This window comes from Enterococcus sp. DIV1206, assembly GCF_051712485.1.
Classification (GTDB): domain Bacteria; phylum Bacillota; class Bacilli; order Lactobacillales; family Enterococcaceae; genus Enterococcus; species Enterococcus faecalis.
In genome coordinates this window covers 379,279-397,775 of record NZ_JBIOOZ010000001.1, presented here as the reverse complement: position 1 = coordinate 397,775, position 18,497 = coordinate 379,279, and the positions used below count along the sequence as shown (strand labels likewise).

Here is an 18,497-nt window from a genome sequence, read left to right as displayed (position 1 = left end):
CTATTTATCGTATCGTGGGATCCTTTGATTTGCAAGAAATTTTCAGTAAATTGACGGTTCTGATTTTGGGTTTTTAAAAGGCAAAAATTGCAAAAAAAGCTGTTTTCGAAAATCGAAAACAGCTTTTTTACTTTACTTCGCTAAACGATAAATCGCATCTGCATAAATAGCAGCTGCTCGGAATAAGTCATCTAATTCCATAAATTCGTTGGCTTGGTGCATTGTGTCTGTGTAGCCAGGGAACATTGCGCCATAGGCAACACCACGTTTTAATAAGCGGCCATAAGTACCGCCACCAATGATTTGTTCTTGGCCTTTTTCGCCTGTATGGTCTTCGTAAACTTGTAGTAACGTTGCCACCAATGGATCATCAACTGGTACATAATGCGGTTCTTGGTTGCGATCTCCTTGTGTTGCAGTGACCGTTTCACCGACTGTTGCTTGAACTTTTGCTTGTAATTCTTCTGCTGAAGTTCCTTTTGGATAGCGGAAGTTTAATGTTACTAAGCTATTTTCAGGATTTTCTGGATCAAAGTTAACAATCCCAGCGTTCATTGTCAATTTACCCATTTTTTCGTCTTCAAAAGCCACACCTAATTTTTCGCCATAAAAATCTTCATGGATAAATTCAGCAATGGTATTAATAAAGCTGTATGCGCCTTCTGCAAAGCTGTAATCATTTAAGAAAGTTGCCAAGAAAGTCGCTGCGTTAATTCCAGATTGTGGGCTAGCACCGTGAGCACCTTTACCAACTACATGGAAAGTCACTGTTTTATCTGAAAGTTCTGCGTTACCTGAAATTTTTGCTTCTTGTTTGATGAATGTTTCAAAGCTAGCAGCTAGTGAAGCCGCTTCGTCTGCTGAAGCAGCCGTTACAACAGCATCTGCTGTTCCCGGAACCATGTTTTCACGTAAACCAGATTTGAAGCTTTCTAATTTATAATCAGCGCCGTTACCGCCTCGGAAAGTTAAACGAATCGTCACATTTCCTTTTTCCCCATTGATAATTGGGAACTCAGCATCTGGTGAGAAACCAAAGTCTGGCGCTTCTTCATGTTGGAAATAGTAATCCATATCGCCCCAGCCGCTTTCTTCGTCACTTCCTACTACGAAACGAATTTTTTTAGACACGGGTAAGCCTAATTCTTTGATAATTTTCATTGCGTAATAAGCAGCCATACTTGGGCCTTTATCATCGCTCGCGCCACGTGCATAAATTTTGCCATCTTTAATGACTGGTTCATAAGGATCTGTTTCCCAACCATCACCAGCAGGAACAACGTCCATATGACCAAAAATCCCTAACGTTTCGTCGCCTTCACCATATTCAATGTGTCCAGCGTAATTGTCGACATTTTTCACCGTAAAGCCATCACGTTCACCATACGCTAACATGTGTTTTAAGCCAGCAACTGGCCCAGGTCCAAAGGGCGCTTCAGGTGTTGCTTGTGCATCATCACGTTCACTGTTGATCCGTAATAAGTTTTGTAAATCTTCTAATAAGTCGTCTTTACGTGCTTCGACTTCTTTTGTCCAATCAATTGTCATTTGTTGTCACTCCTATTCATAAAGTTCTACATAGTCAATCATACCATTTTATGCAGAAAAAGAAAGAAACCCGACACTATTTTTCGAGAAATTTTTTATCTTTTCCGCAGAAAGGGCTGGGTTTTTGTTTATTTTAATTGAGGTATGATTGTTTAGGTTGTAGTTGTTGTAATTCGGCTTCTGTTAAGGGCCGATATTCCCCTAGTTCTAACGTTTCATCTAACCATAGTTCGCCCATTCGTAATCGTTTTAAATACATCACAGGTTTGCCTACAGTGGCTAACATCCGTTTGACTTGATGGAATTTCCCCTCTTGAATCACTAAACGGACTACGGAAGTCCCTTCTTCCTCATTGATCGTCTCAATGACTAAACGACTTGGTTTAACCATTTCTCCATCTTTCAAGGCAAATCCTTGCGCAAACAGTTGACAATCATCCGCTGTCACAAGTCCCTCAACTTCAGCTAAATATTCTTTATCCACATGCTTTTTGGGTGATAATAATTGATGCGCTAACTGACCATCATTTGTTAACAGAAGCAAGCCTTCAGTATCTTTATCCAAGCGACCAACTGGGAACAAGTCGGCACGGTAATCCTGATTAGTTAACAAGTCAATTACCGTTTCATCTCGCTGATCTTCTGTCGCAGAAATGACACCTTGTGGTTTATGCAACATGTAATAAAAGAATTTCTGATACGTAAGAATTTCTCCCATCAAGGCAATTTGATCTGTTTCTTCATTTACTTGTGTTTTGGCTTCTTTTACGACGTCACCATTCACCGTAACGACTTTTTTCTTTAACAATTGTTTGATTTCTTTACGACTACCGATACCAACATCGGCTAAAAATTTATCTAAACGCATCGTCATTCCTCTTTCCTTTAAAAAAATAGCTTGGGACATAAATCGAATCGATCGATGTCTCAAGCCTTGTCTCTTAAGAGAATCTGCTGAAAGGAGTTCAATCAGCTATTATTTAATATTGAATTTTGCACGTAATTTTGCGGCATTTTTCCCTAATAAACGATCAGCTAAGCGAATCTTCAAGACCGAATAGCCATAAAAAGCGCCTCCTGCAGCAGCCACAATTACAACGATAATGAAGGCTTGGAAACGTCTAGTTGGATCTAAAAATAGATACAAGAACTGACGGAAAATCAAAGCGATAATCATCATGATGACTGTAATACAGAACATTAACAATGTTCGCCGTAAGGTTAATTTGTAATTAAAACGTGTCACTTGACGAATTCTTCTTAGAATCAATACGCAAGAAACCGTAAAGCCAATCATCGTTGCTAATAACGGACCGTAAACTTCAAATAAACGGATTGCGGGGAATTGCACGATTAATTTCACTGCTAAACCAATTCCTAAATAACGCATTGCGTCACGATTTTCATACATCCCCATCAACATATTTGACACTAACATATACAAGCCCAAGAATAAACTAGCGTAACAAGCTTGCACTAATAAAGAAGTGCCTAAAGCATCTGGCATGTAAAAAACAGTGTATAGTGGTTGCGCTAAAACAATCATGCCGAACGTTGCTGGCAACATTACAAACACAAAAAGTTGTAAATTATTACTAATCAAACGCGCTAACTCACGGTGATTTTTTAAGGTGACCGCTTCTGTAATTAACGGTAATCCAGTAGCCGAAATCGAAGTCGCTAAAGCCACGACAATCATGGTTAATTTGTCCGGATTGGCATTAAAAATACCGAAAAGCTCTCGTAATTGGGTATCTGAATAATCCGTAAACAAACGCATAAAGTTTGAGAAAGTAAACTGATCGACAAGTTTAAAGACCGTCACACCTGAGCCAACTACGATAAAAGGAATCGCCTCTTTAAAAGTTTCAATCAATAACTCTTTTGGGGCAATCTCATGTTCATTGGCGCTGTGTTCTTCTAAATAATCAAATAATGGTTTTTGTTTGTACATGTAATAACCTAAAACCGCAAAACTTGCGAGCATCCCAATAAATGCCGCAAAAGTGGCTTGAGTCACCGCTGTAACGTAATTACCTTCAAAGACTTTCATGATAATAAAAGCGGTTAATAACATGTAAAAAACTCGTGCTACTTGTTCAACAATTTGTGATAAAGCAAAGGGCATCATTTCTTGATTTCCTTGGAAATAACCGCGAATGACACTCATGCTTGGGAAAACTAAAACGGCTAAACTTAATGAACGCATTGTTGGAACTAATTCAGGACCTCCGCCAGACAAAGCTGCTAATGCCGGAGATGCCAAATACATCACAATAGCAAAAACCACACCTAAGCCACCCATTAGTTGTAAGGCACGATAAAAAAGCTGTCGACTAATTTTATATTCGTTCAATGAATTATAATGCGAGGTCTGCTTGGCAATCGCACCTGGAATTCCGGCGGTAGAGATCATTAGGAATAAGGCATAAATCGTATACCCCATTGAAAACAAACTGTTCGCTTCGTTTCCGTGCTCGCCCATCCAAGCGTACCAGGGGATGATGTAAATCGCCCCTAACATGCGGGAGATAATATTACTAGCTGTCATCCAAGCTGAGCCTTTGACCATTTTTTCTTGGTTCGTCAGGATTGGTTGATCAACTGAATTTGGTTGATTGATCATTTTGTCCTCCAATATTCTTTGAGTATGCTTTCTTTATTTTAATTGTTCATCTTGGGATATGCAACGACTTTCTCGAAGAATTATCCTATTTTAACATTTCTCATGGATTTTCTCACGCTAACGAGATGGTTTTTTTAAAAGAAAAATAATGCTATAATGACATCAGTTTTGAAATTTCGTTGAAACGTTTGGAGGCAAAAAAAGTGACGATTTCATTATTCGCAATTCGCGATTGCTTAGAAAAAGAAGATTTATTAAAAGAATTTATTTCACCAGAAGGCTGGCACTTGACCCTTTCCGACACGTTAGGTCAACGAGAAGTAACGGCTCTTTCTTACGATTCGAGAGACGTAACAGCAGAAACACTCTTTTTTTGTAAAGGATTAAACTTTAAAGAAATCTATTTAGAAAATGCTGTAAAAGACGGCCTAGAAATTTATGTTTCTGAGGTGCCTTATGAGGTTCCGGCGCAACTAGGAATTATCGTGACTGACATTAAAAAAGCAATGGCTGTGTTAAGCATGGCTTTTTATGATTATCCACAAAATAAATTAAAACTGATTGGCTTTACTGGAACCAAAGGTAAAACAACAGCGGCTTATTTCACCAAATATATTTTAGATGTTGCTACACAACAAAAAACAGCCTTGCTTTCTACCATGAATTCGACATTAGATGGCAAAACATTCTTTAAATCTGCATTGACTACACCCGAATCTTTGGACTTGTATCGAATGATGGCAACCGCTGTTGCTAACGGGATGACTCATTTTATTATGGAAGTTTCTTCCCAAGCCTACAAAACTAATCGTGTCTACAAGCTGTTTTTTGATGTCGGCATTTTTTTAAACATTACCCCCGACCATATCAGTCCAATTGAACATCCAACCTTTGACGATTACTTTTATTGCAAACGTCAATTGATTACACATTCTAAAGTCATTGTGTTGAATCACGAAGCTGATTATTTTCCATTACTTAAAGAAACCGCACAACAGCAAAAAGTCCCTGCCATTGTCTATGGCAGTCAGCCAGCTTCAGAAGTTGACTATTCATTCGCTGTTTCTTCAGAGGATTCCTTACGTTTTATCGTTGAAAGTCCTGCAGATGCGTTAGGATTGGCTGGCTCTTATCACCTTCGTTTAGGTGGTGATTTTAACAAAGGTAATGCGTTAAGTGCGGCGATTGCTAGTGTCCTTGTGGGAGCTTCAAAAGAAGAGTGTCAACAAGGGATCGCAGCAACCACCGTCCCTGGCCGGATGGAATCTTTAACGAATACCAACGGTGCAACCGTCTATGTTGATTACGCTCATAACTATGACAGTTTGAAGAATCTTTTAACCTTTGTTCGTGAAGAACATCCTGACGGCCGCTTAATTGTTCTTGTCGGTAGTACGGGAGACAAAGCGATTTCTCGCCGCAAAGACTTTGGTAGGGTTCTTTCTGAATTGGCTGATGTTGCAGTCCTAACAACCGATGACCCAGCCAGTGAAGATCCAGCAAAAATTTGCCAAGAAATTCAAGCCCATATTACCAAAGAAATGCCTGTTTACACCGTTTTAGATCGTGGCGAAGCAATTGCTCACGCATTATCTTTAAGCACAACGGCTGATGATGCGATTGTCTTAGCTGGTAAAGGCGCCGACCTTTATCAAAAAGTAAACGGCGTAGATGAACCTTACGCAGGAGACTTTGCCCTTGCGAAAATGATTATTGACAAATAATTTTTTAGAAGCATAAGGATTATCACTTACTATCTCAGTATGATCCATTCTTATGCTTCTATTTTTTATTCTTTGTGTGTGAACATTTGCTATAATAATTCTAACTAAAAATAAAGGAGAATTTATTCATGGATATTTGGAAAAAAATGTATGAATACGCAAAGAAAGAATACCATCCTCAAGAAGTAACACCATTTATTTACACACACCATGTCGTCTGTGCCCTAGAGGCAGAAGATGGACAATTATTTACCGGCTTTTGTTTTGAAAGCTGTTGTGGTGTTCTAGATTTATGTGCAGAACGAGTTGCCGCTTTGAATATGTATGCCGATAGTGGACAGACAGTGATTAAACGAATTATTACTTTTCGGGACGATGTTCCTAATGGAATTTCTGGTATGCCTTGTGGTGCTTGTAGAGAATTATTGCTCCAGCTTTCTCCTAAAAATGCTGATACAGAAATCTTAGTTGATTATCAAAAACGAGAAATAGTTCGGTTAAAAGAGTTAATGCCTAAGTGGTGGGGTTGGTCACGTTATACTAATGACTAAAGAATAAAATTAGCTATTTCAAGATAATAAGATGTTAATTTTGTAGTCCTCTCTATTATCAATTACTGGCATTCATTTTTAGTTACACACAAGAAAAAAACAAGCTGCAACCACTTATTAGCAAAGGTTGCAGCTTGTTTTTTAAAGAACTTCTTTTATTTTCGTTACTTCTTCTTCTGATAAGCCATGACCGCCATCCACTAGTAAAAAGTCGACTGGAAAATGTTTCTTTAATTGATTAGCTAAAGAAAGAACTTGTCCCGGAATACTCAACTCATCCTGAGCCCCTGTTGTGACAATCACTTTTGTCGCAAACTCACCAGATACATATTGATAGCCTAAATTGCTTGGATGCAGTAAAATAACAGTGTTAGCAATAGTCGGGTTCTTTTCTAACAGGCCTAAAATAAAATTGGCACCGTTAGAGTACCCTATAAAAATAACTTCATCGTATAACTTTTGCGGTTGCCAAACTTCTTCTAGAAACGCCGTCACTCGCTCATCAAAGTTAGCACGAGGTAAGGCTCCATTAACTAATGGCGCAAAAAAGCGTCGCTGTTCGCCTACACCTTCTGTCCCTAAGTAACTTAGAACACTCGCTTCTGGATAAAGGGTTGCGATGGTCGTTAATAATTGATATTCATTGCCACCAGTACCATGGAAAGCGACAACTAATTGATTAGGTTTCGACCCTTTTTGAAAAAATTGTTTCATTTAATAAACCTCCAAGAAAGGAATTTTACTATGTATGCACAAATTCATCACATCTCTATTTTAAATCGATTGATAAAGCCTACATTTGACTTCTATCATAATACACTGGGATTAAAATTACTAATGAAAACGATCAACCAAGATGACCACACCATGTATCACTTATTTTTCTCAGATAATGAGCAACGAACAGGTACCGAATTAACTTTTTTTGAATTGAATGATGGCCAAGATCAATCATTTGGGACAAATACAATTGAACGAACTATTTTAAAAGTACCAACGCGCGCCTCTTTGGATTTTTGGGCAGAACGTCTTGAGCAAGCGGGTATCTGCCACTATGGTGTGGAAACATTTAACCAACACCCAATTTTGCGTTTTGAAGCGCCCGATAATACGCAAATGGCGCTTGTTCCGTTACGTGAATTTGAAAATGCGGAAGATTATTTTCCAGCTGAGCATTCCGAAATTCCAGTAGAACATGCAATTTTAGGCATTGATGCAATTCAATTACGCGTCCAATATGCCGCAGCTACTAAACAACCTTTAGTGGATTATTTACATTGGCATGAAAAAGAAACAGTACCTTTTTTTGAAACTGCGCATGAAGTAACCGTTCTGGAAAATCATCATCCACAGTTTTATCAAGAGGTGCACATCATTGATGACCGTACCAATCCGCTTGCCATTGAAGGAATTGGTGGCGTTCATCACGTCGCCTTTGGGGTGGAAGATACGCAAGAATTAACGCAAGTTGATAGCCTGTTAGAGGAAAAGAATTTTACAAACTCAGGAATTAAAGACCGCGAATTTTTCAAATCATTGTATTTTAGAGAACCGAACCACTTGTTATTTGAAGTAGCCACACAAAAAGGCCTGCTAGATGCCGAAGCCTATGAAAATCAAAGTTCAAACTTTGATGAAATCCCCCTTTATTTGCCTCACTTTTTGGCAGATCAAAGAGAACGAATCGAAGCGATTTTAGCACAACAACGCCATGAGTAAACAAAAATAGCGGTTCTAACCGCTATTTTTGTTTTTTAATATCCTATTATTGCCCTTTTTTGAAAAAAAGGAGTACACTAATAGTAGATGAACTGCGCAAGGAGGTGAGTACATGTTATCTAAGGAAGAAGTTCTACACTTATTGAACGAAGCAAAAAAAGAAGTCGATCGTTTAGAAACAAACCGCCAAGAAGATTTAGGTAATTCAATCAACTATATTGAAAATGAATTACAGCTCCAACGTGTCTTATCTCAAGTGGAAGCTTATGAAAAAGTACTTGGTTAATTGATTACGCATTAAATGAGAGAGGAGCAACCAGATTCATTCACCTGAATCTGGTTGCTCCTCTCTCATTTTTACTAGACTAATTCGTAAGCAAGTTCTCGTGCAATAATTTTTGCGGTTGTTTCAGCAATTTCTCCAGTAAAGCCAATGCATTGTTCCATATGCTCAGGTGAGCCCATCGTCATTTTACTTGTCAAAATACTGCAGCAAACCACTCGATGCTTTTGTCGAAAACTTTGATGCAATTCGTTGGCTAAAGCCATCGTTTTATTTACTTGTTCTCCTTTGGCTTCTGTCCGACCAAAAAAGTAGCCCAGACACATAACCCCGCCTGAAAGAGCACCACAAATACACTTCGCTCCTCCAACACCTACAGGAAACCCAGAAGCCATGGCCACAGCTTCAATGGGAATCTCCGCATCGAAGTGTTGCCGAATGGTCACCACAATCGCTTCCGAGCAATAAAAATCACCGTTACGATAATAGGCTTCCGCTTCTTCCCTGATTGCTTGTAAACAAATTCTCTTTTTCAAAATGCCCTCCATTCTGTATCCGCTTTCATTTTATGAATAAAAGGACGCCAAGCATCCCTTTATTTTATAGATTTTCTGCAGAGGTAAATACTTCTGACACATCATCATCGTCTTCTAACTTGTCAACCAAGCGCTCTAATTGCGCTTTTTGTTCATCGTTCAAGGTTAGTAAGGTTTGCGGAACCATTGTTAATTCAGCTTGTGCTAATGAATAACCTGCTTGTTCTAAAGCATCGCGAACCGCTGTAAAATCTTCTGGTGCTGTGTAAATTTCAAATACTTCTGGTGATGTTTCTAAATCCTCGCCGCCTGCTTCCAAAACGACTTCTAGCATGTCGTCTTCCTCAATTGCATGATCTTCTCGCTTAATGACAATATAGCCTTTACGATCAAACATATAATTCACCGAACCCGTTTCACCTAAAGAGCCACCATTTCGAGTAAACGCGACGCGAACATTGGTGGCCGTTCGGTTGCGGTTATCTGTTAGTGCATGAACTAAAACTGCCACGCCACCTGGCCCGTATCCTTCATAAGTTACCTCGTCATAATGTTCCCCTTCACCAGCACTACTGGCTTTTTTTATGGCGCGCGCAATATTATCATTGGGCATATTGGCTGACTTAGCTTTATCGACTGCTAAACGTAAAGCAGGATTCATTGCGGGGTCAGGGCCACCTGCTTTTGCCGCCATATAGATTTCCCTTGAAACTTTTTGGAAAATTTTCCCACGTTTGGCATCTTGTGCATTTTTACGCCCTTGAATGTTGCTCCATTTGCTGTGTCCTGACATCCTTGATTCCTCCTGACTTTTCGTTACTATTCTCCTATATTCTACTCTTCTTTTCAGTTAGGAACAAGCGCTACCAAAAAAAGACCCTCGCTTACCCACCGTTCTGACGAATAAACGAAGCTCTTCTAAATTAGCGTCTTCTTTTTTTATTTTTCTTCAAACCATGAACCACCAAACAAATAACGATGGCTGTCAAAGCACCCATGGCATCCAACATAACATCTTGAAAAAGAGGGGTCCTTCCGCCTGTGATCATTTGATGAAATTCATCTAAACCTGCATAGCCAGTAGCAGCTAGCCAGGAAACAACAGCTGTTAAAAACAGACCTTTGATTCTTGGCACTAATCCAATAAACCAACTACCACCTAATAGAAAATACGTACCAAAATGGGCTCCCTTACGAATAAAAAATTCAACAAATTTACTATAACCACTAGCTTGAATGCTCACTTCACTACCAGCATATTGAAAAGAAATATTTTTTAATTGTTCTTCAAAAGGATGACTGCTCAGAAGTTTATCTAAAAGACCAACTTGTGATTGCTGTTCATACGTCTGTGATGAACTGAAAAATAAAATGGCCATAATTACAAACGCAATGACTAAATATAAATTACTATCTTTCAAATAATTTTTCATATAATCCTCTTTTCTTGGTTTCAAGTTGCCCCGTGCCTGCCACGGAAAATTCTTTTTTATTATAGTCGGTTTCGAGGGAAAAAGAAACAACTTCTCTTAGGTCTTATGATATACTGAAAAGAAAAAAATGAAAGAAGGATTGGATATGACCTATTCTATTACATGGGATTTAGACAGTATTTTCCCCAATGGGAGCGAGTCCAAAGAACTTAGCCAACGAATGACTCAATTAACCGAACAAACAAAAGAGTACCATCAATTAATCACAGAATGGACACCAGAAAGTGCCCAAGGCAAAGAACAATTTGCTGAAATCTTAACGTTACAAGGGAAAATCTCAAATGGCTTTTCACAATGTAATAGTTTTTTAACTGCTTTAATTTCTGCTAATACTAATGATACCAAGGCCAAAATTTTATCAGGCGATTTATACAATCTATTGCCAGCGATTCAATTAGCTGAAACCATTTTTACTAAAAAAATCACCAAGATTTCAGCAGAACATTGGCAAGCCCTGTTAGCCGAAGAACCGTTTAAAACAATGGCTTTTCGCTTAAATGAATTACGCCGTGATGGAAAAAAACTGCTTTCCGAACAAGAAGAAAATATCATCAATACGCTTTCTCTAGATGGGTTAAATGCTTGGAGTACACATTACGATACGATTGTTGCTTCCATCGTGATTCCTTTTGAAGAAAAAGATGGCTCTGTGACAGAACTATCTGCAGGCCAAGCCTTTAACCGCATGATGGGAGATCCTGACAAAGAGGTTCGTCAACGTTTGTTTACAGCCTGGGAGAAAGCTTGGAGTAGCAAAGCTTCAATTTTAGCAGACACCCTAAATCACTTAGATGGGTTCCGTTTATCTGATTACAAATTGCATGGCACTACAGATTATTTAGAAAATCCCTTAAACTATAATCGAATGAGTCAAGAAACATTAACGGTTATGTGGGAAACCATCCAAAAAAATAAACAACCATTCGTCGACTTTCTAACGCGCAAAGCGCAATTATTCGGCAAAGAAAAAATGGATTGGCAAGACCAAGATGCGCCAATTATTTTAGGTGATTTAGAAGAAAAAACGTATTCCTTTGATCAAGCCGCTGCCTTTATTTTAGAAAATTTCCGTAAATTCAGTCCGAAAATGGCCGATTTTGCCCAAATGGCTTTTGAAAAAAGTTGGATTGAAGCTGAAGATCGTCCAGGCAAACGTCCTGGGGGTTATTGTACAGAATTACCTGAAACACAAGAGTCGCGGATTTTCATGACCTTTGGCAATTCAATCAACGAAGTAGCTACTTTAGCCCATGAATTAGGTCACGCTTTCCATAGTAGCGTGATGTGGGATTTACCTTCATTGAATCGAGAGTATGCCATGAACGTAGCAGAAACAGCTAGTACCTTTGCAGAATTGATTGTTGCTGACGCTACCTTAAAAGAGGCCAAATCAGACGTTGAAAAGATTAACCTTTTAGACACAAAAATGCAAAATGCCATTGCCATGTTTATGAACATTCATGCACGTTTTATCTTTGAAAATAATTTTTATCAAGCGCGCCAAAAAGGTTTAGTAGCGGAAGAAGATATTACTGAATTAATGTTAGCGGCGCAAAAAGAAAGCTACAAAGATAGTCTTGGCAGTTATCATCCTCATTTCTGGGCGAGCAAATTGCACTTCTTTATTGATGATGTGCCTTTCTATAATTTCCCATATACTTTTGGCTATCTATTCAGCATGGGTATCTATGCGTATGCCAATCAACAAGGCAGCTCTTTTGAAGACCAATACATTGCGTTATTAAGAGACACTGCTTCGATGACAAGCGAAGAATTAGCGAAAAAACATTTAAATGTTGACTTAACAAAACCTGATTTCTGGCAAGCCGGCATTGATCAAGTCCTAAAAGATGTGGAACAATTCATGACTTTAACTGAAAACTATGTAAACTAAGCAAAAAAGAAGCAGTAACCAACATCAGGTTACTGTTTCTCTTTTTTTCAAATAGTTTCGATACGCAAGGTAGCCCACAAGCATTAGTCCAAACGTAACAAATTCAACCACAGGCATGGCTAACCAAACACCGGTTAATCCTAGTAATTTCACCAAAATAAATAAAACTGGCACAATTAAAAAGAACCCACGCAAAGAGGAAATCATTAGCGCCATTTTCGGTTTACGAACTGCCGAAAAGTAATAAATCCCCATAAAATTCAATCCTGTAAACAAGAAGGAAATCGCATATAAGCGGATGGCTGTCCTAGCAATTTGCGCCAACTGGTCGTTCCCTTCGCTATTAAAGACCTCAATAATTTGTCCCGTAAACACTTGACTGATTAAAAAAAACAGGAAGCCGGCAACCAAGTACGTAATAAAGCTAAGTTTAACAAATTTACGCAACACCTTCGTTTCCCCTAAACCATAGTATCGGCTGAGTAATGGTTGCGCCCCTTGCCCAATCCCTGTAAAAATGGCAATCACAATAATATTGAGATTGGCAACAATTGCATAAGCTGAAATCGCCACATGACCAACTAAGTTTAACAAAACAATATTAAATAAAAACATGACAAAGGCCGAAGAAAATTCATTTAAAAAGGAAGAAAAACCAATCGACATAATTTCTCGAACATCCTGAAATTTCACTTTAAACTTTTCAAAACGTAAAACTCGTTGCGGCGACCACTTATGCAACGTAATCAGGATTAAGCTTGTTAAAGGTGACATCACCGTTGCAATGGCCGCACCTGCCATGCCCCACCCAAATTGATAAATAAAGACATAGTCCAAAATAATATTGACAATTCCCCCACTGACAAAAGCAATCGTTGCCAAACGAGGATTATGGTCATTTCTTAAAAAAGTAATCAGGCAATTGTTTAAAATAAATAATAATGAACAGCTAAGGTAAATCATATAATATTCCTTTGCCAAACCAAACAAGACACCGGTCCCCTGAAGTCCCCGAATAATTTGATCGGAAAAAATCAAGCTCACTAAAGTAAAGAGACTCCCTATAACGAAAACTAACCCAATCGTTAAACTAAAATACTGATTGGCTTTTTTGATTTCTTTTTGCGCAACCGTTGTCGAAAACAACGTAGCGCCGCCAACGCCAAACATCCAACCTAATCCATTAATAATATTAACGAGTGGTAAGACAATGTTAAGCCCCGCCAACGCCTCGGTGCCGATCCCATTTGCAATGAAAAATGTGTCCGCCAAAATAAAAATTGATTGCGCCGCCATACTTAAAATTCCTAACAGAACATTTTTATAAAACAACGCAGTAAAATGGTTTTGCTGTGTTTGCTCCATACCCAAATCTCCTTCTAACAAAAAAAGGACTCATTCTTTTTGCTTCAAGGCTTACGCAAAAATCAGAATCCTTCAATTATTCAACCCAGCGATTAAATAATCTGTCTATTTATTGATACTTCTAGGGTAGCATTCTCTCTTCGAAAAAACAACCATCCTTCTATTTTTCTCATTTTAAACTTTCTTAAGCAGTTGCAGTTGTTTTTGAACCACTTGCCAATCTTCTTTCACGACTTCTTTTAAACGATAATTATAAAAGACAGCCGCTGGATGGAAGAGTGGAATGATTTGATAGGTTTTCTGCGTCCAATGATAGTTTTGTGATTGCTCATCAAATGTTTGAATGGGCGACTGAATGACCGTTCCGTGCACTGCAGTGATTGTTGGCTTTGGTCCTAAAAGTCGTTGCAACCCAATATTCCCCAGTGTCAAAATTAGTTCAGGTTGGCAAACAGCGATTTCCCAATCAAGCAAAGGCGCAAAAATTTTGATTTCTTCTTTGGTGGGCGTTCGATTAGGAAACTTGGTTACTCTTTCTCCCGTTTTTGCAATCTGCTTCGTTTTTACAGAAAAAGGCCGACTCCTAACCGCACTGGTGATATACACCGTTTCACGACTTAAGCCAACTTGTTGTAATTGTTCCATCAACAATTGACCTGAACGCCCTATAAATGGTACGTTTTCTTTAATTTCTTCTTTTCCAGGGGCTTCCCCAATCAGCATCACTTTTGGCTGTTGCGGACCTTGACCTTCCACAAAACCTTCTAATGGTAAGTCTTTCGCTTTAGCTAAAACTGCTTTTTTCAGATGTTCAGGATAGTGCATTTACCATCACGCCTCTCTTCTGGTATTCTTCCTTCGCTATATTGATTATAAATAAGGCCCAAAAGAAACTCAAAAAAAGGAGCCTATTCATTTAAGCGCTGGTTTTTCTACACACAAAGCTTTGTCTTTAGCTAAATAAAAAGGCCGTAAGTAACCAACTAAATTAGACATTGGTAAAACCTCCGTTGGTAAGTCAATCTTCAATGTCTCCTTTAAATAGGCTTTGCGTGTCGTAATCCGTTGCCACATGTCTGGATAAGTTTGCTGAATCTCTTTTTGCAGTGTTTCATCAGCCAAAGCCACACATTCTTCTGCACTCACCCCTGTATAACCAGGTACAGAAGGAATAATATCCACTTGAAAGAGCATGCCACTTTCCAAGCGAATGGCTGAATCTGGATAAATAGGCGACGACATCCATTCATCATCCGAAACTAAATGCCCAGGATTCAAATGCCAGTGATAGCTTTCTTTTGGTAACTGTTCTTCAATCGCTTGGTACATTTCTCGCCCTAACAGTCCGATTCGAATGGTTTCAAGCCAGTGAACGACAGCTTGAAAATAGGGTTTTGCTACGCGTTCTAAATAATCACGTTGCGCTTCTGGCAATTGCTGCTCGTTTTCAATAACAAAACCTGTTCGGCTAGACAAGCCGCCTTTGTAACCTGTAGTTAATGATAAGGCATCACCTAACTGAATTTCTTTGGCAGTCGGATACATGTTTGCATATTCAAAACGTTGTCCAGTTGCCGCAATGGTTACTACCGTCGGCGTTTGACCTTCATCATTTAACAAAGCTCCAATGTCCGTTTCACGCTGTCCTACTTCAATTGCATTTAAGGCCTTTAACATACTGCGAGAAGCCAAATTCGCCCCATATTCATAGTGCGCCAATTCGTTGGCATTATTTGTTGTGCGGGCCCCCTTTGCTCCAATCAATAAGTGGGTCCCATTTAGTAAACGAGCTTCTTTCGGCAGCGCTTTTTTCAGTGCTTCGACAATAAAATGTGGCACATCAAACATAGTAGCAGGTTCTTGCTGTTGTGTCGTAAACATTTTCCACCCAACGATACCTATTTTTTGAGCAGTTTCATCGAGAAGCGTTTCAAAAATCTGCGACAACTTTTGTTCTCCAGCCATTGGTTGATTAGGTAGCGAAAAAGCTGGATAATGAATTAAATCGGCTGAGATGCGGGCATGTTGGCACAGTTTTAAATTTTCATTACCTAAAATAAGTGTCGCCGCACCATCCTTATTTAACACGAGGAGTCCTTCTTCAAACCTCGGAATAAAGCCAGTTAAGTATTCAAAATTACTGCCATGCTCTTTGTCTGCATAGAAGACCAATTGATCGAATTTTTCTGTTTCCATTCGTTGTAATACTTTCTGCTTACGCGCCATCATCGTTTCATTCGTCAAATACGTTGGAAAAACATTCTCAAAAACAGTAGGTTCAGCAATATGTGTATAATTAATTTTTCGCTTCATTATTATCCTCCATTATTCATCTGCGACAATCAACGTTACGCCTGCTTGCGCTAACTGCTCACAGAATTTTTCATCAGGTCGTGTATCTGTCACTAAACAATCAATTTCTGTTAATTCGCAAATTTTAAATAAACCCGTTTTGTTTAATTTCGTTTGGTCGGCTAAGGCAATGACTTGTTTGCCTTGTTGAATCATTCGCCGTTTGACTTGACCTTCTTCTTCTGTGTGAATAAATAATCCTTGTTCAGATAACGCAAACACACCTAATAATGTATAGTCAGGGGCAAATTCCCCAACCTTAGCGACTGTTTCTGCCCCAAACAAAAAGAGTTGTTGTTTATGCAGTTGCCCAGGTAATACTGTAATTTTTGTCTGATCCATTTGCGCTAGAAGTAGCGCATGACTGAGAGAGTTCGTGATCGCGTGAATCGGACTATTTTCCATCGCTCGAATAGCTGCTTCCACCGTGGTTGATGAATCAAAAAAAATGGACGCTTGTTTGGGAATATTTGCCCAAACTTTTTGGGCAATCGCTTGTTTTTTCTCTGGGTGCTTCATTATTCGTTGAGCATAATCATAAATAGTTGCTTCAGACTGCACTGAGATAGCGCCACCGTGCGTTCTCTTTAAATGTCCTTCCTTTTCTAAACGAATTAAATCTCGCCGAATAGTATCTTTTGAAACGGAGACTTGCTCCGCTAACGCTTCCATGGAAATACTTTTTTGTTCATTCACTATTTTTTGAATCTTGGCTAAACGTTCTTCAATCAACATGCTTCCTCACCTCTTCTAAGTAAAGATAGCACCTTTTGCATTATTTTGCAAACGAATGCAAAATAATGCAAAAAAACTAGTCCTTCATTTTCTAACGAAGGGCTAGTTTGAGAGTGGCTTTAATAGGTAAATTGAATAATCATGCCGCTAGGATCTTCTAACGCAAGTAAATGATCTTTGGCAATAAAATGTAACTTTGCTTCTTCCGCATTGGCTTGGACGATCTCTAAATCTGCCGCAGTTGGTAAACGGAAGGTGTAATTTTCTAAGCCAAATTGATTTTCTTGAATCGTTGGCAGCTGTTTGCCGCTCCATGTATTTGTCCCAATATGATGATGGTACTGACCCGCTGCAAAAAACTTCGCTTGTTGACCAAAGTTAGACTTTAAGCCAAACCCTAAATTTTTATTGAACGTTTCAGTGGTATCTAAATCGGCCACTTTCAAATGAATGTGCCCAATTTTAGAACCTTCGGAAATTCCTAGCCAGTGACCGTCAGCTTCTGCAGCTAAACTATCACCGTCTAATTCTTCTGTCACACCGATAATTTCACCATTTGGACGAATATCCCAGACTTCTTCTGGTTTATCCCAATAAATTTCGATGCCATTATTTTCTGGATCACTTAAGTAAAGGGCTTCACTATAGCCATAATCTGCTGCGCCAATTTGCACATTTTCCTGCAAAAGCCACAGCAACATATTGCCTAAATCTTTGCGGGTTGGTAGCAGGAAAGCAATATGGTACAAGCCAGTGGTACCCTGATTTTCTTCCCCAGCTGTTAGTTCTTTTAAGACAAGAATTGCATCGTTGGTGCCTTGTGGCGCTAGCCAAGCACGTCCCTCTCCTTGTTTTAAAAGTTTTAAGCCAATTGTTTTCGTATAAAAGTTTACCATTTTATCTAAATCAGCCACTTTCAAAGTGACTTGTTGAATCCCAATATTACTTGGTAATGCTTGAACCATTTGCTTTCACTCCTTTCCTCTTCGTTTTACTAAAGCAATGATTTAGTTGAATTCTTTAAAACGAGCACTATCTTCCATGTATTCTTTTTCGCCAGCTGGCGCTTCAATGGAACCAATGACCATTTGTGCACGCAAATTCCAGTTTGCAGGAATTGACCATTCTGCAGCAACCGCTTCGTCAATGACTGGGTTGTAGTGTTGTAAGTTTGCGCCGATATTTTCTTGCGCTAAGGCAGTCCAAACGTTCGCTTGTGTTAAACCAGTTGCTTGTTCAGACCAAACAGGGAAGTTATCCGCATATAATGGAAAGCTATCTTGTAAGTTTTTCACGATATCTGTATCTTCAAAGAATAAAATTGTGCCCGCACCAGCTGCAAAACCTTGTAATTTAGCTTGTGTGTTTGGAAATGCTTCTGCTGGAGTTAATGGTTTTAAGGCATCTTCAGTCATTGCCCATAATTTTTTGTGAGCATCGCCGAATAAGAACACAACGCGTTGTGTTTGAGAGTTAAAAGCTGTTGGACTTTCTCTAACAACTTCTTTTACTAAAGCAGTTACTTCTTCTTTTGAAATTGGTAAGTTTTCTCCTAAAGCATAGATTGAACGACGGTTTTTCATCATTTCAGTAAATTTTGACATAATATGTTCATCCTTTCGAATTTCCTCAGTAAATTCATTTAATTTTGTTTACATGCTTACTATACTA

The 18,497-nt window shown here is 38.9% G+C and carries 18 protein-coding genes; 5 read left to right on the top strand and 13 right to left on the bottom strand.

The features are described 5' to 3' along the window. Positions 1-132: 132 nt before the first annotated feature. The 3 genes from pepV to IGK86_RS02005 all read right to left on the bottom strand — a co-directional run bounded on the left by pepV (position 133) and on the right by IGK86_RS02005 (position 4,174). Complete coding sequence (pepV, locus tag IGK86_RS02015; RefSeq protein ID WP_002358655.1) at positions 133-1,548, bottom strand: dipeptidase PepV; 1,416 nt, start codon at positions 1,546-1,548, stop codon at positions 133-135. A 133-nt stretch (positions 1,549-1,681) separates the two neighbouring features. Further along, positions 1,682-2,416 carry a pseudouridine synthase gene (locus IGK86_RS02010; protein ID WP_033627744.1) on the bottom strand — a complete coding sequence of 245 codons (735 nt, stop codon included), beginning with the start codon at positions 2,414-2,416 and terminating at the stop codon, positions 1,682-1,684. Between the two features lie 108 nt (positions 2,417-2,524). Then, positions 2,525-4,174 carry a putative polysaccharide biosynthesis protein gene (locus tag IGK86_RS02005; protein ID WP_002364837.1) on the bottom strand — a complete coding sequence of 550 codons (1,650 nt, stop codon included), beginning with the start codon at positions 4,172-4,174 and terminating at the stop codon, positions 2,525-2,527. A gap of 203 nt (positions 4,175-4,377) precedes the next feature. Here IGK86_RS02005 and IGK86_RS02000 point away from each other — a divergent pair, with 203 nt between their 5' ends. Together IGK86_RS02000 and IGK86_RS01995 are read left to right on the top strand one after the other, a co-directional pair. Then, positions 4,378-5,898, top strand: a complete 1,521-nt coding sequence (locus tag IGK86_RS02000; protein WP_080120651.1) for a UDP-N-acetylmuramoyl-L-alanyl-D-glutamate--L-lysine ligase — start codon at positions 4,378-4,380, stop codon at positions 5,896-5,898. A gap of 128 nt (positions 5,899-6,026) precedes the next feature. Then, positions 6,027-6,449 (top strand): cytidine deaminase family protein, encoded by a 423-nt coding sequence (locus IGK86_RS01995; RefSeq protein ID WP_002364839.1) that lies wholly within the window; start codon positions 6,027-6,029, stop codon positions 6,447-6,449. Between the two features lie 141 nt (positions 6,450-6,590). Here IGK86_RS01995 and IGK86_RS01990 read toward each other — a convergent pair whose 3' ends face one another. After that, positions 6,591-7,163: an alpha/beta hydrolase gene (locus IGK86_RS01990; RefSeq protein ID WP_002358653.1), complete on the bottom strand. Its 573-nt coding sequence runs from the start codon at positions 7,161-7,163 to the stop codon at positions 6,591-6,593. Positions 7,164-7,193: 30 nt separating this feature from the next. Here IGK86_RS01990 and IGK86_RS01985 point away from each other — a divergent pair, with 30 nt between their 5' ends. After that, positions 7,194-8,168 carry a ring-cleaving dioxygenase gene (locus IGK86_RS01985; RefSeq protein WP_002358652.1) on the top strand — a complete coding sequence of 325 codons (975 nt, stop codon included), beginning with the start codon at positions 7,194-7,196 and terminating at the stop codon, positions 8,166-8,168. Positions 8,169-8,280: 112 nt separating this feature from the next. After that, a complete protein-coding gene (locus IGK86_RS01980) occupies positions 8,281-8,454 on the top strand; it encodes a hypothetical protein (RefSeq protein WP_002355495.1) in 174 nt (57 codons plus the stop codon). Positions 8,455-8,528: 74 nt separating this feature from the next. Here IGK86_RS01980 and IGK86_RS01975 read toward each other — a convergent pair whose 3' ends face one another. The 3 genes from IGK86_RS01975 to IGK86_RS01965 form a co-directional block, all read right to left on the bottom strand. Then, the gene (locus tag IGK86_RS01975; protein ID WP_016617067.1) at positions 8,529-8,999 is read right to left on the bottom strand and encodes a C-GCAxxG-C-C family protein; all 471 of its coding nucleotides are present in this window, start codon (positions 8,997-8,999) and stop codon (positions 8,529-8,531) included. Positions 9,000-9,051: 52 nt separating this feature from the next. After that, entirely contained in the window at positions 9,052-9,780 is a 729-nt protein-coding gene (locus IGK86_RS01970) for a YebC/PmpR family DNA-binding transcriptional regulator (protein WP_002361233.1), read from the bottom strand. 130 nt (positions 9,781-9,910) lie between these two features. Then, a complete protein-coding gene (locus IGK86_RS01965; RefSeq protein WP_002366143.1) occupies positions 9,911-10,420 on the bottom strand; it encodes a VanZ family protein in 510 nt (169 codons plus the stop codon). A gap of 127 nt (positions 10,421-10,547) precedes the next feature. Between IGK86_RS01965 and IGK86_RS01960 the strand changes: the two genes are divergently transcribed. Then, positions 10,548-12,374: a M3 family oligoendopeptidase gene (locus IGK86_RS01960; RefSeq protein ID WP_161633949.1), complete on the top strand. Its 1,827-nt coding sequence runs from the start codon at positions 10,548-10,550 to the stop codon at positions 12,372-12,374. Positions 12,375-12,398: 24 nt separating this feature from the next. On the opposite strand, the gene IGK86_RS01955 is transcribed toward IGK86_RS01960, so the two are convergent. The 6 genes from IGK86_RS01955 to IGK86_RS01930 all read right to left on the bottom strand — a co-directional run bounded on the left by IGK86_RS01955 (position 12,399) and on the right by IGK86_RS01930 (position 18,430). Next, entirely contained in the window at positions 12,399-13,739 is a 1,341-nt protein-coding gene (locus IGK86_RS01955) for an MATE family efflux transporter (protein WP_025193926.1), read from the bottom strand. A gap of 174 nt (positions 13,740-13,913) precedes the next feature. Beyond that, complete coding sequence (locus tag IGK86_RS01950) at positions 13,914-14,564, bottom strand: uracil-DNA glycosylase (RefSeq protein WP_002355481.1); 651 nt, start codon at positions 14,562-14,564, stop codon at positions 13,914-13,916. 87 nt (positions 14,565-14,651) lie between these two features. Continuing rightward, positions 14,652-16,052, bottom strand: coding sequence for a M24 family metallopeptidase (locus IGK86_RS01945; protein ID WP_016617064.1), 1,401 nt, complete (start codon positions 16,050-16,052; stop codon positions 14,652-14,654). Between the two features lie 12 nt (positions 16,053-16,064). Then, positions 16,065-16,826, bottom strand: coding sequence for a DeoR/GlpR family DNA-binding transcription regulator (locus tag IGK86_RS01940; RefSeq protein ID WP_002375902.1), 762 nt, complete (start codon positions 16,824-16,826; stop codon positions 16,065-16,067). Between the two features lie 119 nt (positions 16,827-16,945). Further along, the gene (locus IGK86_RS01935) at positions 16,946-17,791 is read right to left on the bottom strand and encodes a VOC family protein (protein WP_438741957.1); all 846 of its coding nucleotides are present in this window, start codon (positions 17,789-17,791) and stop codon (positions 16,946-16,948) included. Positions 17,792-17,833: 42 nt separating this feature from the next. Then, positions 17,834-18,430, bottom strand: coding sequence for a nitroreductase family protein (locus IGK86_RS01930; RefSeq protein ID WP_002355475.1), 597 nt, complete (start codon positions 18,428-18,430; stop codon positions 17,834-17,836). Between the last annotated feature and the right edge of the window lie 67 nt (positions 18,431-18,497).